10 protein-coding genes are annotated in these 18,146 nt (G+C 54.2%); 4 read left to right on the plus strand and 6 right to left on the minus strand.

Features of this window, described 5'->3' with window-relative positions; genetic code table 11:
- Positions 1-79: 79 nt before the first annotated feature.
- The 3 genes from speA (at position 80) to R3C20_05480 (ending at position 4,573) form a co-directional block, all read left to right on the plus strand.
- Positions 80-2,005 (plus strand): biosynthetic arginine decarboxylase, encoded by a 1,926-nt coding sequence (gene speA, locus R3C20_05470; GenBank protein ID MEZ6039934.1) that lies wholly within the window; start codon positions 80-82, stop codon positions 2,003-2,005.
- A gap of 1 nt (position 2,006) precedes the next feature.
- Positions 2,007-2,318 carry a VOC family protein gene (locus R3C20_05475; GenBank protein MEZ6039935.1) on the plus strand — a complete coding sequence of 104 codons (312 nt, stop codon included), beginning with the start codon at positions 2,007-2,009 and terminating at the stop codon, positions 2,316-2,318.
- Positions 2,319-2,869: 551 nt separating this feature from the next.
- Positions 2,870-4,573, plus strand: a complete 1,704-nt coding sequence (locus R3C20_05480) for a cyanophycinase (protein MEZ6039936.1) — start codon at positions 2,870-2,872, stop codon at positions 4,571-4,573.
- Between the two features lie 145 nt (positions 4,574-4,718).
- Here the strand turns inward: R3C20_05480 and R3C20_05485 are convergent, their stop codons facing one another.
- The 4 genes from R3C20_05485 to R3C20_05500 form a co-directional block, all read right to left on the minus strand.
- Entirely contained in the window at positions 4,719-7,811 is a 3,093-nt protein-coding gene (locus tag R3C20_05485) for a hypothetical protein (GenBank protein MEZ6039937.1), read from the minus strand.
- A gap of 120 nt (positions 7,812-7,931) precedes the next feature.
- A complete protein-coding gene (locus R3C20_05490) occupies positions 7,932-10,934 on the minus strand; it encodes a hypothetical protein (GenBank protein MEZ6039938.1) in 3,003 nt (1,000 codons plus the stop codon).
- 156 nt (positions 10,935-11,090) lie between these two features.
- Positions 11,091-12,383, minus strand: a complete 1,293-nt coding sequence (locus tag R3C20_05495) for a lactate racemase domain-containing protein (GenBank protein MEZ6039939.1) — start codon at positions 12,381-12,383, stop codon at positions 11,091-11,093.
- Positions 12,384-12,580: 197 nt separating this feature from the next.
- A complete protein-coding gene (locus tag R3C20_05500) occupies positions 12,581-13,687 on the minus strand; it encodes a DUF1570 domain-containing protein (GenBank protein MEZ6039940.1) in 1,107 nt (368 codons plus the stop codon).
- 723 nt (positions 13,688-14,410) lie between these two features.
- On the opposite strand from R3C20_05500, the gene R3C20_05505 reads away from it, so the two are divergent.
- Positions 14,411-15,682, plus strand: a complete 1,272-nt coding sequence (locus R3C20_05505; GenBank protein ID MEZ6039941.1) for a DUF1207 domain-containing protein — start codon at positions 14,411-14,413, stop codon at positions 15,680-15,682.
- 230 nt (positions 15,683-15,912) lie between these two features.
- Here R3C20_05505 and R3C20_05510 read toward each other — a convergent pair whose 3' ends face one another.
- The gene (locus R3C20_05510) at positions 15,913-17,220 is read right to left on the minus strand and encodes an amino acid permease (protein MEZ6039942.1); all 1,308 of its coding nucleotides are present in this window, start codon (positions 17,218-17,220) and stop codon (positions 15,913-15,915) included.
- Positions 17,217-18,059, minus strand: coding sequence for a methyltransferase domain-containing protein (locus R3C20_05515; protein MEZ6039943.1), 843 nt, complete (start codon positions 18,057-18,059; stop codon positions 17,217-17,219). Before R3C20_05515 ends, R3C20_05510 begins: the two co-directional genes overlap by 4 nt.
- Between the last annotated feature and the right edge of the window lie 87 nt (positions 18,060-18,146).

An 18,146-nucleotide genomic window follows, 5' to 3' on the forward strand; every position in this document is an offset into this window, starting at 1 on the left:
TCTCATCCAGTCCACGCTCTTCGCAGCGTGGGCTTTCTTCATTTAGGTGCTCCTTTTCCGGATTGGAGTTCAGGTCGGAATGATCGAACCTACGCCACTAAACTGGTCGACTGTTGATGCAGCTGAAATGTACGAAGTTCCCCGCTGGGGGAACGGCTACTTCTCTGTCAGCAGCAAAGGCACGGTACTGGTCCATCCCGATCGTGATCCGTCACGCGGGGTCGATCTGAAAGAACTGGTCGAACGACTTCAGTTGCGCGGGCTGGATGTGCCGGTTCTCCTTCGGTTTAACGGCATCATCAAGGACCGGTTGAGCATGCTGCATCGCGTATTCAGCGATGCAATCCGTGAACACAACTACAATGGCACTTATGCCTGCGTTTACCCCATCAAAGTGAATCAGCAACGCGAAGTTGTTGAGAAGGTCGTCGAGTACGGTCGGGAATTTGGTTTCGGCCTTGAAGCGGGCAGTAAGCCGGAACTGCTGGCCGTCGTTGCGATGACGGAAGCACAGACTCCCATCATATGTAACGGCTTCAAGGATGCCGAATTTATCGAGATGGCGTTGCTGGCCCAGAAAGTCGGACGCCATGTGATTCCCGTCGTGGAAAAATACACCGAGCTCGAATTGATTCTGAAGTATGCAGAACGACTGGGTGTCCGGCCTCAAATCGGCATGCGAGTGAAACTGGCAGCGCGGGGGGCCGGCCGATGGCAGAGTTCGGGTGGATATCGATCCAAATTTGGTTTGCGTGCGAATGAAATTCTGACTGCACTGGATGAACTCAAGCGTCGCGGCATGGAAGACTGCTTCACGCTGCTCCACTTTCACCTGGGGAGTCAGATCACCAACATCCGGCAGGTGAAAGCTGCCCTGAATGAAGCGTCCCGTGTTTACACCGAGCTTGTGCATCGTGGAGCCGGCCTGAAATACATGGACGTTGGTGGCGGACTTGGGGTGGACTACGACGGTTCGCAAACAAACTTCGAATCCAGCATGAATTACACGCTGGAAGAATACGCACGCGATGTCGTCTACAGCATTCAGTCTGTGTGCGACGATGCCGGTGTTGCACACCCAAACATTATCTCGGAAAGCGGTCGAGCGATCTCAGCGTTCCACAGTGTGCTGGTCTTCAGCGTGCTCGGTGTGTCACAGCAGGGGACAGAAAGTTCTGCAGAATCGCTCTGCCCGGCAGACGACTCGTCACAGGCGCTGCAGGAGCTTTACCAAACCTATCGCAGCCTGAACCAAAGGAACGCTCTTGAAAGCTTTCATGATGCACAACAGGCTATCGATACCGTAATGACGCTGTTCAATACCGGGCATATGCCGCTGGATGAGCGTTGCCTTGGCGAAAATATCTATTTCGCGATCTGTAATAAGATCTGGGATCTGACGCATTCCATGGAATACATCCCGGAAGAGCTGGAGCGTCTCGACCGAATGCTGTCGGATAACTATTTCTGCAACTTTTCACTGTTCCAGTCGATCCCCGATTCATGGGCGATCAAACAGCTTTTCCCGGTGATGCCAATTCATAAACTGAATCAGGCGCCGACTCGGCATGCTGTCTTAAGCGATATCACATGCGATTCGGACGGGAAGATTGATCAGTTCATCGATCGACGCGACGTTCGTCGCACACTGATGCTGCACGACTTCAAGAATGCGCCGTATTATCTTGGAATCTTTCTGATTGGTGCCTACCAGGAAATCCTTGGCGACCTCCATAACCTTTTTGGGGACACCAACGCGGTGCACGTTGATCTGTCGGAAACCGGTGAGGTGATACTGGATACAATCATCAAGGGCGAAACGGTCAGCGAAGTGCTGGACTACGTTCAGTTCCGGGGCCGCGACCTTATCCATCGACTTCAGGTTGCTGTCGAAGTTGCCGTCCGGGAAGGCCGGATCGACCATCTGGAGGCTGGCAAGTTCGTCAAGTTCTACGAAGAAGCTCTCAATGGTTACACCTACCTTGAAGAACCCGACGGAGAATAAGATGACCGATTCACTCGACTCACTGCATCACATTGCAATCTCAGTCCCCAATATCGCGGAAGCCGTTGACTGGTACACAAGTACATTTCGATGCGAAATCGCCTATCAGGACGAAACATGGGCGTTCCTGAAGTTTGCCAATCTGCATGTTGCACTCGTGATTCCTGATCAGCATCCGCCTCACATTGCATTCGTGACGCCGAAAGCTGGCAGCTTTGGTGAGCTGAAAACGCATCGTGATGGAACGCGATCGCTGTACATCAGCGACGTCGGTGGCAACGCTGTAGAATTGATGGACCCCGACAGCGTCTGAGCAGTACTCAAAACCTCTCTGCCGCAATGAACGCTGTTCGTGTCGCCAGGTTCGTGTCGTTCTGTTCGCAGGAGCTCCAGCGACATCCAGAAGACAGGCGATTCTTGTTGCCTGTTTCAAAATCACCGTCGCCTGGAAAAGACCGCACTTCAGCGCATTCGGAAAGTTGACTACCTGCTGGCCGACCGTACGAAAGGCCAGCCGAGGTCAGGTTTACTGAATCGTCCGGGGCATACTGCTCGCGCTGATGTCATTGGTGGTTCTTCAACGGACTGTTCACGAAGAACGCCTGTTAAGTACCCGGCGCTTTGCGTTCGGCGGACGTGTAGTCGCAATTCGGTGACGAATGTGCGTTGTGTTGGATAGATCCGCGAAAGTCTCGACTATTCTGATGAACGGCCGAAGTACGCTTTTCGAAATCTGGTTTGATGACCATCATTCAGTCGGCCTGATGCTGACCCGTTGCCGTGGCAAATTAGAATTGCTTCTCTGGCTCGTCGTCTTTAATTGTCATTTTCGTATTCGCACTCCGATTCTGAAATGCACGATTCATGAAACTGCTTTCTTCTTCCCTGCCGGTTTCCATCGTCATGATTCTGGTGATGGAATTTACCTCGACCGATGTACTGGCGGGACAGGTTTCCAAAACGAGCGAGGCCTCCAATGCGAACTCGAGACAGGTTATTTCCCCCGACGGAATTCACGGTACGCTTGTCCTTGTCGGTGGTGGAGCAGTGCCTGAATCTGTTCGGGAGCTGTTGTTCAGGAATACAGCAAAGACAAACGATTCGGAATCTCGTTCGTTTTCCATTGTTGTGTTGGGTATGGCAGCAGACAACCCGTCGGCCGCCGCAGATCGCGCCGTTGTGTGGCTGTTGGAATCTTCTGCAAATACTGACCAGAAGAGCGATATCACTGGGTACTCGACCGTCGACGAGGAATTGATACAAGCGATCGATCAAGCGGATGCCGTCTGGATCTGCGGTGGGCAGCAGAGCCGACTGGCAAAGTCGATCGAAGGCAGTGGCGTCGAAGAGGCTCTGCATCGGTTACTCGACCGCAATGGAACGATTGCAGGGACGTCAGCCGGCGCGGCCATCATGTCCAGGGTCATGATAGCCTCCGGAAAGGATCAACCGCAGATTTCAAAAGGGATGGATCTTCTGCCGGGAGCCATCGTCGACCAGCACTTTACGCAACGGAATCGCATAGGACGCTCAAAACTGGCGGTTGCGGCGAACCCACACTGTTTCGGGCTTGGAATAGACGAAGATACGGCTGTGATCGTATCCGGACGCCAGATGAAAATCATTGGCCGCGGCGCAGCCACCTGTTTGCTGGCAAAGTGTGATTACCGGGATGAGGAAGTGGTTCGCCTGCAGGCCCCGGCGATCGCTGATTTGACTCAGTGGCGGCGGGCTGCAGCTTGTCGAACCCGGAATGCTGACCCTGGGTTGCCCCGTCTTGGACCGCCTCAGGTCAAAGAGGGCGCTTTGGTCATCGTTGGAGGCGGATCGATGCCGCCGGACATCGTCAATCGCTTTATCGAACTTGCCGGTGGGAAGGACGCGAAGATTGTTGTGCTTCCCACCGCCGTTCCTCGCGACGTCGCACGCAGACAGCGTATTCCCGGCTTTCTGGCCAACAGTTCCGCTTCAAGCGTCAGGATTCTTCCGCAGGTCTGGCCTGAAGAGATTGCATCCGAAGAATTCCAGCTCTCTTTGAAAGAAGCAACCGGCGTCTGGTTCGGAGGGGGACGTCAATGGCACTTTGTGGATGCCTACGAAAACACGAATGCCATATCCTTGTTCACCGACGTTCTTAAGAGGGGCGGGGTGATCGGCGGAAGCTCTGCCGGTGCAACGATTCAGGGTGAATTCCTTGTTCGAGGGCATCCGATTGGCAATACGGTGATGATGGCGGAAGGATACGAACGCGGTTTTGGTTTCCTGCCAGCAGTTGCGATTGATCAGCATTTCGTTCAGCGCGGTCGAATGCCCGATTTGATCCCGGTGATCCGGAAGCACCCTGAGCTGCTTGGTATTGGGATTGATGAAGGAACCGCTTTGGTCGTACAGGGGACGAAGGCTGAAGTGATCGGCCAGCATTCGGCTCACTTTCTGACCAGCGAGGCCATTCGGCAGATTGATGCCTCCGGCGTTTCAGAGACTCCGGCTCAGTCGTACTATCGCACGGTGGAAACGGGCGGAGCGATTGATTTCGGAGAGCTGATCCCTTCAGATGCCAAAAATTAACGGTCGTTGATGAGTCGGGCAAGACGCAACTCAAGGCGTCAGAAAGGCACGTTTCGCAGGTTCCTGCCTGGCAGCGATTCCTCACCGCCACTTCGGGTTCTTTTTCAGCGGGCTGCTCAGTCAGGTCAGGTGATCGACCAATTGATTATGGCGGTGGAACAGGAATCGCCCTGATCCTGGCAACGATTTGTGGCCATTGTTCGTGATTGTGCAGGACATTCATATCCGGGTCATTTTCGAGGTGGTCGAGATCATCGAAGCCACCATTAACGGACTTTTGCAGCAATTCCATCGCCTTCTCAATTCGCTGTTGGTGCAGGTCTGCGTCGGAAGTGGCTTCCGCAGCCCGCGCGACAGTACATGCCGTGTTGTATTGGTTGCTGAAGTCGTCCGGGTCAAGGGCGAGCGTTTCGTTGGCCAGTTTCAGACCTTCTTCGATTTGCCCCAGTCGAACCATAGTCAAGGCCAGTGTGTTCATCGTCGCCGGTTCTTCGGGATTTAACTGGTTGGCTCGAACAAGATCGTTCAATGCATCGGTGAGGCGATCAGCGCGAAGTAAATACGAGGCTCGTTGCAACAGTGCATCTCCGAGCATGGGATCAGCTCGCACGGCCTGTTCGGTGAATTCCAGCGCTTCATCATACTGGTGTTCTTTTTTCTTAACGTGAGCAGCCTCCAGTAACGACCACGCTGGTGATCGGCGAGTCGCGGTCACCATGGAAGTAACCGCATACCGCTGTACTTCCTTGTTCCTGTGCCGCAACGCTCGATTGAGTACTCGGTGAATTTCCGGGTGCGGCAATGCCGAGCATTTGCGGAGCATTGTGTCTATGTGTTGATAATCACTGGCGTGATCATCCGATTCTGTGGCCGCTTGGAGTTCACCATCGACAAGTTGGGCGATCATCAGGATCGATTCTTCGGATGCGTCCACGGCAAATATGTCCAGCGCGGTGGAAAGAACTTCACGTCTTGACGCACCAGGCGCACCTTTCCAGTTCATCACCAGGTTTCGCCAGCCTGGGAATTCGATACTCATCAGGTATCGAAGGAAATCCGTTCGCGTATGAACGGGCAATTCGTCAAATTGATCAACAATCTCCTGCACCTGAGAAGGATTCGCACATTTCAGGACCGCGCGGATGGTCAATGGCTGAGAGTTCTTCTGACTTCGGAGATGCCGCAGAAGATGAGACGTCCATGCTGGGTCCGGATATAAGGCGGCAAGGTCTGACGTCGTCGAATCGATCTGTTCAGCAGTCAGTTGAACGGCCAGATACTGCTTTATCAGTGAAGCATCTTCATCCGATTGAGCGCGGGAAATGTACTGAGCCACAATCTCCTGCGCGGCTGGATCCCTGATTTCCAGTAACGATGCCCGTGCGGCGGCATGAACTGCAGGGTTTGTGACTGCGGCAAGCCTTCCAAGAAGCAGACGCAGTGTCACCAAAGAGGCATTGTCCGCGACCGGATGGTCGGCAGATGTCGCTGAAGGCTCCGAATCGGGTGAACCGCTTAACCCGGGTGGCGCTGGAGCAACCTCGTTTGCGATCGAATTGCCCGGAGTCGCAATGACGCTTTCTCGTCCTGATGATACACCCAGCGGATTCGGTTGTTGTGCCGCGAGGAAGTACATTAACTGGCAGGCACTGTCGATCAACATGGGAGTCCATCGAGAGTCCCCGGACTTGACGGCCGCGTTCAGGATTTCGGTCCGAACATTCCGCTTATTGTCATTCCAGAGTTGTTCGACTCGTTCATCGACCGAATCGTGTTCGTTTGCCAACAAACTTACAACAGCCATGTCCGCTTCGTCATCTGATTCGATGACATCGACAATGGTATCAACCACATCCTTTCGACAGACCCGCGCGAGAAAGGGAAGGATGGTATCGCGCTGTTGCGGTTCGGAATTGCGGACAACCTGCAACAGCTGCTCGAGTTGATTTTCCGTCAGCGTGTCGATACCGGATTCCAGAGCTGCCGCACGAAACCGATCATCTTCTTCAATCATGGCTTTAAAGACATCGGGTTGTGGCATGTACAGGAACAATGACGAAGTTGCTGCCTGAATCGCTTCATTCTCAGTTGAATATGGACGCAACCCGGGATAGGCCCCCAGGTTGTCGCCCTGCTGGATCACCCCAACGAGTTCAATATTGCGAAATGGTTTCAGAGGTGACGTGTTGATGACGACGGTAGCCGGTGCCTCTGTGAGTGACCTGGATTGAAGAGCATCCAGCCAGTGAACAGCTGCGGTTGTAAACGACAGAATCCTTCCGGCGGATTTGTCGCGAGTGTTGTCAGCAGGATCTTCACCATTTCGGATTTCGGATTCATATTGGCGCGGGTCGTAAAATGGTGAACGCACACCGGTCCCCACAGGTTCGTCTGCGTCAGGTTCACCGGAGCCTATAGCGGCGATTACCAGGCGTCCTGTACCGTCTGCCTGCAGTCTTTGCAGGTGATCGTGGAGTGGCCACATGGCCAAAAGATCGAGCGACCTGGCAGAGCGAATAATGGCGACTGCATTACCGGGTCCGGAGCGTTCGACATCGAATGGATATGCGTCTCTTAGTTGTCGATTCAAATCGACGAATTCGCTCCTGTTTTCAAAGCTCCATTTGAGAACCAGAGGCCATTCGGAAGGTTCATACCGAATGGAATTGAACGACAGGACAACCGTGAAATTCTGTCCGGGCTGCATGACATGATTGGCTTGTCCAGAAACCTGAGCCCGCACACAGCGAACATTGGCCTCTCCTGTCAGCAATTCAAACTGAGATGCATCCACAGAGAGTGTTTGTTGAGATGTGTTTGTGACATCCATTGTCACGTTCAATGCAAGGGTATATCTGGCCGGAAAGATACTTAATGCACACTTGGTTTCCAGAAGCCGCATCGACAGACTGGATTCAGCGGGTTCCTCCGAAGCAGTCGTTGTCGATTGGTCGTTTGGCGACGCGGGATTAGCTGAGCTTAATCCGTCGGCATCTTCATCGAAGTTGGGCTGCGTTATCGTTGCCGGAGCCGCGCTTGGGGCGTACGCCGTAAACAGACTCGCTGTCGCCTCTGCTTGCAGAAGAGCTCCCAGGCAGACGGCCAGTCGCCAGTGCACAGCTAATTCCCGAATCGGTATGTGCCGAAGCCTTTGCACAATCAGTCCCTCACTTGTGGTCCACCACAAACGCACATCCCTCTGGTACCGAAATGATACCAGAGGGACGATTGTTTTCACTGCCAGTCTTGAAGTACCCCAACATTTCGCAACGAAGTGGACAATTGGGTGCGTGCAGGCTGACGTGTGGATGAAGCGGGGCGTTGTTGGCTGGACAATTCCCTTAGGTTTATCTCGCGGCTACGGAGTGTCGGAGAAAACAGTGACGGATTCAGATACATACAGTGGGTCCTTCATTTGACTGTATCTGACGACAGCGCTGATCACACCATTTCGGACGGGTTGATCTCCCTGCAGAATCAGTCGAAGTCTCATCTGTTCGCCCGGCTGAACTTTACTGATCGCGTTATAAATGACCATGTTCTGAGACTTGCTTTGCTGTGCAGGCTTACCATCTGCTGCGTCTGCAGACAGCACTCGAACCTGCGGCGGAAGCTGCACTCGTACTTCAACGTTGTCCGCGTCTGCTGTTCCTCGATTATCCAGTGTGATGGCAAACGTGAATTTCTCTCCCACCTGAACGGGGCCTTCCAGTGGGCGTATGTCCGCGCCGATGTTATGGATGTCCTCGACAGAAACGGTTCGTGTGGCCTGAGAACGGAAACCTGCATTTTCGATGACGTCAACAATACTGTTGAGTTGCCCCGACCGCTGGGCCTTCAGTTGAACGTCCAGAACGCGTTGTTTGCCGGGCGCAATGCGATCAATTTTCCATGTGATGATTCCCGTGCGATCATCATAGCTCCCCTCCGGAGCAGAAACGAAAGTCATCCCCGCGGGAATCTGTTCCTGAACGATGCAATTGGTTGCTTCGAAGTTGGAGTTGTTCGTGATAATGTTTCGGAAGTCAGCCGGGCGGCCAACAAAACGACGCTCGGGACCATGTCTTTCGACAGTAAGCTGAGCTCCAACAATTTCAATGACAGCATCATCCGTCGCTGTCGAAAGTCCGCTGCTGGCGACTTCCGCGGTCGGCCGGAATTCGCCCGGTTCAGACGCCACGACTGTTAACACAATCTCTTTCTTTTCACCTGCGGGCAACAAGGGAATCTCATACTCCAGATCATTGCCTTCCGGGTGCTTGAGTCCTGACGGAAGGACGCTTCGCAGTATGACATTCCTGGCATCACCACTGCCGTCGTTTCGAATCTCAAAGCGAAAATCAACTTCCTCACCCAGGCGAACCTCACTGGGCCCCGAAAGATCCAGTGCAAGGCGCGGCGCTGTAATCACTGTGGATGCACGCACCTGCGACTTGAAACGCACGGATGCAACCGAATCAATCGTACCTTCACCCGTCGGGACGACGGAAACTCGAATCTGCTGACGTTCATTTGGCTGAAGGCGGTCGAATACCCATCGTAGTTTTCGTGACGTGCGATCGTATTCTCCCTGCGGCACGGTCTGGTCGAGCGTCACGCCGCTTGCCATTTCATCTTCGACCGTCACTTCGTAGGCAGCTGTCTGACCATCGTTTGAAACCGTGATCACGTATTCCATGGGAACGCCAACAGTTGCCTGTGCCGGTGCATCTTTCCGCAGCGTCACGTGGGGCCGCATGGAATTTGTGAGACGATCGTCGTTGTTCAGACCAACTCCATCGGATGGCCCTGTGATCGGAGATGCGTTATCGCCCGGTGCGGGGAAGTCCAGTCTGTCGTTCGGCCGTCCCGTCGAGAAATCGCCAGATGGGGCATTGCCGTTTTCCTGAGTGCCACGATCTGGTGCGAAAGGATCAGACAGCGGGGTTCTGCGATCATTTCCCGATGGATTTCGCGGCGTAGGATCAGCTGGCTGAGAATCGAATCCCGGAAAATCATTTCGAGACGGAACATCGACGGGAGACATGTCGACGGGGGATCGAGTCCTGTCGGGCGTGGTTCGCGCGCCGTCGTTGAAGCGATCCTGTGGAATCAGAATGTCGTTGTCCGGCGAACTGCTGGATGGCCGCGCGTCTTCCCGGAAGAAGTCGATTTCGGGTTCGGCGTCCAGGTTCCCCAAAGGTTTATTGCTGTCCGGGCCAGCCGGTCTCGAAAACCTGGGATCCGGATTCTGGCTGGGAACGGGAGCTGGCGGCTGTGAATTATCCAAACTGTCAGGCCGTAAGACAGGATTGCCACTGCCATTTGGACGCGGCATCGGAACCGGGTCGAATCCTTGGAACGGATTCTCCTCAATGCCAGGTTGACGAATGGGGGGCGAAGCGCCGGATGAAGGTGATGAGGTCGGATCTCCCGTCGGAAACGGTTCCTCCGCTTCAAATGGATCGGGCGTAAATCCGCTGTCAAAATTATCGCCGGTAGTCCCGGGTTGTCGGGTTCCGTTGGGAATTGAATTTTCAATAGGTTCCAACCCCGGGGCCGGTCCAGGAATGGGGGCCGGACGAGTACCTGGGGCAGGACGAGGATTGGCAGTCGCCGATTCGTCTGCGCCGAAAAAGAGGATTGGCTCTCCGCCTCCAGTTCGAGGAGATGAACCTGCAGGCTGAGATCCGGCCCCGTCCTGTGCTGCGGCGGGGTTTCCCTGTGCAGGTTCGCCGAACGGATCAGGCTCGCCGTCGAAAGTAAATGCAGGCAACTCAGGCTCAGATGGCTCGTTCCCATTCAGATTCAGGGATTCAAAACGCGACCCATTGCTGGTGGATGGCGAACCATCAATTGGAAATGGCTGATCCTGCTGAAATCCAACAGTCTTGATTTCTGCCGTCTGATTATTGCCTGATGCAAGCATAACACCCGATGCATTTTCCTGCACGGGATCCTCCGCGTGAGGATGCTGGTGCGAGTGCCCATCTTCCTCCGCAACATCGCCGAATGGATTATCACCTTCGTACAGCTGGTTGCGTCGTACGGTTGTGTCCACAACTGCCATCGCGCCAGCGGGAGGTGTATTCGGAGTCGGTTCTGTCAATGATGTATCTGCGAATGTCGCATCAGAAAAACCAACATCCGCAGGGTCCTGCTGAGACATCAATCTGTCGAAGTCCGTTGTGGAATCGGGTGTCAGATTTGACTCGATACCGCCGGTTTCGATACCGGCAAATTCCTGGGCGTCCGGAGGCAGCGGGGTCTGCTGCCCTGCGTTTTGCAGTTGAGGCAAACGCTGTTGAACCTCAAGAACCACCAGGGTGCCAATCCCGATAATTCCGACGGCTGCGACGATCTTCCAGATTGAATTCTGCATTGGGAATCCCTTCCCCACCATGACGAGCGACAAGCGCAGTCCATCCCTGAATTGCGCGCATGTTCTTGAACCGACGTAGAAGTAGCAGAAACTGCCGATTTAGCAAAGACGTGTTTTTGGCAGGAAAATTGCTGGGTTTTCCTTCTCTGGTCCTTATCACTGCGGGCCAAACCATGAAGGATAATCGGGGTTGACGTCTTGAAGATGCCCGTCTGCGTCCACGGGAAAGTCCATCGGTTCACCAGCGAAGCTCAAGTGTTCGCTGTTGGCAACCTCGTCGAAACAAGCCTCCGAAACGCGTACCCTCGAAAGGTGCAACGTATCGGAGATCTGCACAACTCGGGCATTTTGCGGCTCAATCAGTCCAATCGTCTGCAACGCACACTCGATGGTCTCCCTGTCGGTGGGGAGAGTAATGGGAATCATGGCAGCTTCCGGGTGAAGCCCGGTCACGCAATTGATACGCGTAATATCGTGATTGATCTGGGCGACACAACGAGCCGTCGTAAACTCGGACATGCCGATCCCTGTGCCGTTTCCGTGTGTCGCCTGGGTAAGTGAACGGATCATAATGCGGCGACATCGAGCCAGATCACGGTCCGTTGCAAGATGATCATTGAATTTGCGACCAACCACATTTGCATCCATGCCCACACCACTGATGTCTTTTCCAATGCGATCGACGATGAGCAGATCACACTCCGGCAATGGCAGTCGTGGCAACCACTTGTTCGCCATTGTCAGCAATTCTGGCTCACGGCGGGCAAAGTTCTCCGGGGCAACTGCTTCAATCAGTCCGGTTTCATCCCGGCAGTTTTCCAGAATAGCCATCCCGCCGACGATGCGGCAAACCTGAAGAACCTTCTCTGCTACCGAAGCAAGTATTTCCGGAAAGCTGGTGTCCAGAATGCCCCGGTGGTAGATCTTTGCCCCTTCGTGTTTGCCCAGGCCAATCAGCATCATTTTGTGCAGACCAGATTCGACAGGGCCAACGAAGCGAGTATGCGGCTTCACGCGGTTGCATACAAAGACATGGTCAGCCTCCGCCGCATATCGATCAAAATGAACCGGCATGCCGTGACTGGTTTGAGCAACGACAACCGTTTCCATGGTCGCTCGAAACGGAATGCCGATGAATTCTTCGGTGATTCCAAAGCTGGCCAGCAATGCGAGCTGACCTTCCGGCGTTCCACCGCCATGACTGCCCATGGCCGGTACGATAAAAGGTTTCGCCCCAAGACGAAGGAAATGCGCGGCGACCTCTTTCAGAATGATGGCGATGTTCGCGATACCTCGACTTCCCGCGGTAATGGCCACTGACTGCCCTGGCTGAATCCGCTCGTTCAGAGAAAGCGAATCCATCTGTTGCCGGACAGTGGCAGGAATGTCGACAACCGTTGGGCTTTCAAATACCTGGTGGACATCACACATTCGGGGCAGTTGGGGCATTCGAAGACATCCTGCATTTGCGGAAGTAACTCAGCGCGGATAGCGTTGATGGGATCAGCATAATGCATTGCCTCTTCTCGGAACAGTAGACGACTTCTGTTTGTCGGCAACTGAATTTCCGGCCCGCGGGCCTTTCCGCGATCACGAATAGACAAGGTTAACTTCGGCAGGTCGCGGATGGATGCCGCTGAGGGCAATCAAGCGGGATTCGGAGGTTGCACTGCAGCGGTGTTGGATTCCGAGGGCGATGCAGATGGCGTGTCGGGCGTTTCTGAAGCTGCCGGAGTCACTGTCGTGTCGGGTGTCGCTGCAGATTCGAGGGCGGGGTCGTCTGGTGGCGCGGTGTCTGGTGGCGCGGTGTCAGCAGTTCGCGTTTCCGTCTCTGAATCGAGGGCTGGTTCGGGACTTTTTGTCGTCATTTCGGACGATTGGGATTCGCTGGTTTCCTGTTGGAATCCTGCCGGAGATACGAACTCTGCTGTGTCAGCAGCAAGCATGGACGGGGAAATACCGCCGTTTGCGACGTGCCTTCGCAGGGCATCGAAATAGCTGGGAATCGATTTTTCCACCAGAGGCATCAGTCGTGGCGCCGTCGAACTGTTGGCAAGGCTTGCCAGATAGTCCACCAGCACGGCTTTTGTTTCCGGGGAAGAGTGCAGCAAAAAGTGCACCCAGGCCCAGGCTTCTGCATAGTCTTGTCGGGTGAGTTTCTGGAAATCATGTTTCAGTTCCAGTTGGAACAGGTTGGGACTCCATGGCCTGTCCGCTTCGGCAGCAGTCGCACGATATCGGCTCGTCAGTTGAGCGACGTGGTCCGCATGAATTCCGCCTGGAGTTGTTCCTTCGACTTCAAAATACTCGGCTAACCCTTCGTCAAGCCAAAGGGGTACCGTTTGGAGACTAGCATGCAGGACACCGTGGGTGAATTCATGTCGCAAATCCTCCATCATTCGAGGGCTTCGATAAGAATACACGGCCAGCTCACGGTTTGTACCGACGAAATAGGCGCGACGAGGAGGTAGCTGGCTCCACGTTGACTGCATGTAGTAGCGATAGGTGGATTCGTCGCTGAAAAGATAGAGAACAACAGGGTCACGCTGCGGGGGCAGTTGCAGTGTCTTGTTGATCTGAGTGTGCAGAGTGTTCAGTTCAGTCAGGATAGGATCATCAGCTTCGATGGGTGAGTCTGACTTGATGACGAAGTACCTGGTTGTGAATGAATGCTGAGATGGCTTGTCCGCAGAAAAAGTCGTCCTGGGTGTCAGTTGGCATCCCGCAGTCAGAATGAAACCAAACGCAACCAACAGCCACCCTCCCCAATAGCGTGTATTCGCCCGAATCGACCTGATTCGACGAACCGGTTGCGCACTGGAAGGTGGTAGACGCGTCTGCATTCCGAAGAGTAATCAAGCAATATCTGAAGGCAGGATGGAACGACCCGTTTCGCTCGACTGTTGTTGGTGGCACAAGCGAGTGCTCTGAGGCAGGAGTCGAATCGTGGCAGAACAGGACCATTCGATCAAGCCACGTTGATCCATCCGAATACAGATGCGAACAATAGGATGAATAGGCAGTTTGCTTGGGTTGTTCGATCTGCGTAGATTGCCTGCGCCGTGTGGAATTCTTTCATTCGCATGAGTGAATTTAAAAGTCCATCGGAAAACGAACCCATTTTTTTGGGCCAGCGCCGGACCGACTGATGCGTTCGACATCGGTATGACCGTCAAGGTCTACGTCATCGGACCGACTGTGAAGGAAATGTCTACTGGATTCACCGGACAAATCAGGAATGCCCTTCCCATTGGTCGAATTGAAGGATGCTGATTTTCGGGAATGCGATTCCGGGCGATGCTGGTCAGAGCGAACCCCGGGATCGCACTCCTTTTGTATTCTTCCGGCCTGAACAGCCAACTGGTTAAAGGATTAACCTCGTGGGCGAAGTGAACCAATGTTGCTCCGTAAGCGAGCCAGATGGAATGAATGGAATGCCCCGTTCATTGCACAGGGATTGGTTCCGAAGAAGTCCGGTGGAAACCCGTACGCAGATTCATCTGGAATTGCTCGCCTTTCGGGATACGGCGCTGCGTACACTCGCCATGATCGCTCTTTGGTGGCTGGTCGTTTCTCAATGCCCTGGCGGCGAGTCACCGACGGCCATTGCCGGGCAACCAGTGAATCCCGGGCCGCGAGTTGATCCGGGGCAGACAGCGGGAAATTCGAAGGGGCCCGTCGATGCAAACGCTCCGCAGTTGCTCAAAGAACCTGCGCCGACTTCCGCATTCGCGTTTCCGCCTGAAGCTGAATCATCGCCACTGGTCGATTCCATCCTGGACCAACGTGGAACCACTCGACTGGACTATTTCCCGTCACTGGCGGAACGCTCGAACGATTCTCGGGTTCCTGTTGACCAGACATCGTTGAGTCAGATCATTCCCGAAACGACCAATGAGGTCCTTCCGACTCACGGGACACATACGAATTTCGTTTCGTTTCGGCAGCTCTTTGATGATCCGGCCAAATACAGTCCCTGCGAAACCGGATGGCAGCTACTTCCGGACGGGCTGCTCTACAAAACTTATCTGGCAGGCTACAAAGAACCGCGAATTCAGTACACGAATCTTTTCGACACGCATTCGAAGCGGCGTGTGACAGAAGCAGTTTTAGGTGGTCGTGTAGGCATCGTTCGCTATGGAACTTTTGGAGCGAACAATCCTCAGGGATTCCAACTGGATCTGGACGGAGCTGTGTTTGCTCGCGTACTGCCGGATGAAGTGAGCACCATGCTGGAAGGAGCGGACTTTCGGGTGGGGCTTACCGGAACCTGGCGACATGGTCCATTAGCTGCTCGAACAGGTTACTATCATATCAGCAGTCACGTTGGTGACGAATTCCTGCTGGCCAATCCGATGTTCAATCGCATCAACTACGTACGAGACTCACTTTTGTTTGGTCTGAGTTATGATGTCAACAGTGACATCACTGTCTACAGCGAACTGGGCGCTGCGCCAGGGACCCAGGGCGGTGCGAAAATGTTTGAACTGCAGTTTGGTGGCCAGTACACGCCCATCGCGACTCGTCCCTCGAATGGCGCCCCCTATGTCGGTATCCACACACACCTCCGTGAAGAATTCAACTTCAATGGAAGTCTTAATGTCGTCGCTGGATGGGGATGGCAGGGGCCGACCAGTCGCCGCCGTCTTCGAGTGGGAATGATGTACTACACTGGACCGTCGATGCAATTCTCGTTTTTTGACCGCTATGAGAATCTGCTTGGCGGCGGTATCTGGTTCGATTACTAACTCAGACCCCATGTTTCAATAATTCCAGCGCGTGATCTGATTCGCCGTCGCAGCCTTTGGCGTGAGCGGATTTGGGAGTTTGCTGACCGTTGAAACACCGGGACAGGCAGGCACGACGACAGGAAACCATCGTGCTTACAGGTCTCCTGCTCGAGCTAGTCCTGTTTTTCAACAGGCTGCTCAGCTCAGTGCTGTTTGAACACGACGAACTGATTCGAAGTCGTCGCCTTTCAGGGATGGCTGCTCACCCCATCACTGGGTTTTCGCACGAACCACCAGAACAGAACGCCCACGACCAGTGTGATCACTGTCCCCAGAATGCGAGCCGGGTAAAGTACGGTCATCATCACCGCAAAAGACAGGGTTGCTGCAACATAAATCACCGCAGCAAACAGACCGGGCAGTCGCGGTTTTGAGATATCGGCAGGGGTCGGCAACAGAAGACAGGCAACCGTCAGTGCAGAAGACAGGGCCAGAGTTGTCCCGAGGTACTGAAGGAGTTCCAGCAGAGTGGACCAATAGACCAGAAACAGCGAGATCCCTGTTTGAAGGAGTACCGAGCGGGGCAGTCCGTTGCGGTCTGATCGGAACGCGGCTGGAAATACTCCATCCAGCGCCATTCGGCTATAGACACGCGGGCCCGTCATAATCATGCTGGCGACGGATGAAAACGTGGCAATGATAATCACGATGCGAATCAGCAGCTCGAGCCTGTCGCCGCCCATACGTTGTGAGGCGATCGTCGCGATTTCCGGCTGTCCGGCGATTTCTTCCGAAGCACTACCTGCGAGAAAAAGGAAGTTCAGCAGCAAATAGACAATCATCGTTGCAAGCGTGCCGAGCAAGAGACTTTTCGGCACTGTCACCGATGGAGACGCCGCTTCAGAGGCGATATATACCGCCTGATTGAAACCAGCATAGCTGAACGAGATCCACATCACAGATGATGCAAATTCATAAAGAATATTGGACGGCTGGGCTTGCGCAATGGGCTGCCACTGGATTCCATTCGCACTGACCCAGAATGAGCCGACGGTGATGAACAAACCCATTCCCAGCAGCTTGACAATGACGACCGCATTCTGGAGTTTGGCCGTTTTCATCTGCAGAAACGAGTGCCCGAGACCACAAAGAATGATGATGGTCGCGGCAATTGAGTGTGGCGGAACCGAATTGGGCAATGGAACCAATGGCGCTGCGTAGGTCTCGCAGGTCATGGCCGCCAGAGCGACCGGACCGCTGAATCCAGCCGTCAGCGAGATCCAGCCAGAGACAAACCCGGCAAGGGGATGCAATCTTTTCGACAGGTACAGGTATTCTCCACCTGATTCCGGCAGCTGGCGTGCCAGATCACCGTATGCGACTGCGCCGCACAGGGCGATGAGACCGGCAACGAACCATGCCAGCAGAACGATCGGAGCAGAACCAAGAGAGGCCAGCGAATAGCCAGACGTGGTAAAAACGCCTGAACCGATCATCCCTGCCACAACAGTACAGACCAGGGTGACCAGGCCGAACTGGCGAGAGCCCTGATTCATTCTTCACTCGATGCTGTCGGTCGCCGAAACCGAAGGAAGTAGTTTTCGTGGAATTCCGGGATCTTGACTTCTTCCACGAATTCAAACCCAGCCGCTACAACTTCGTCTTTCACGGTTCCTTTGCCAGCTCGGACATGGGTGAGTAGCCAGTCGCGTGAAACTCCGGGAATTCTGTTGAAATCCACAAGCACCAGCTGCCCGCCGGGTTTCAAACCCGCCCGAATGGACTGCAGCATTTCCGGATAGTATTCGAAGTGATGATAGGTATCGCAGACAAAGACGAAATCAACGCTCTCCGGCAACAGTCTGGCAGATTTCTCTTCCGACTGGATCACTCGGACGTTGTTGAGCTCATCAGCTTTGACGCGGCGCTGAATATGCTCGATCAGACGCGGGGAAATATCGACGGCGTAGACTCGACCGCTCTCCCCAACTTCCCGGGAGAATAGTCCAAGATAGAGTCCAGTCCCGCTCCCTACGTCCGCGATCGCACTACCCTTTTTCAGCCCAATCGCTCGAATCACAGATTTCCGCCCCGCGAATACTTCCCGGCTTTCGATTTCGAATCGTTTCAGCCACTCCTCCGGATTCAAATCCGGACTGAGAAATTCCTTATTGATATCAGCAGGAACCCTGGATTGATCTTCGGCCGGGGCATCAAGAGTTGCCAACGCTCCGACGTTGTCTGACGGAACGACAGGATTTCGGGGTTTTTCATCGGCAGATGCACCCTGACCGGTCGGTAAAATCAAGAGGACCAGCAGGGACACCTGACATAGACGTTTTACGAGAGTGTCGTGACAAGCGAAACTGTCAATTCCGGATTTCGTGGATAGCATCTGGTGATGACCTCGAATGAAGGCGTTCAGGAATTCAAATCGCCCGGCAACGGTGCGTTCCGTTCGATCCGATATGGGACCAATGCA

It is taken from the genome of Planctomycetaceae bacterium (genome assembly GCA_041398825.1).
GTDB lineage: Bacteria > Planctomycetota > Planctomycetia > Planctomycetales > Planctomycetaceae > F1-80-MAGs062.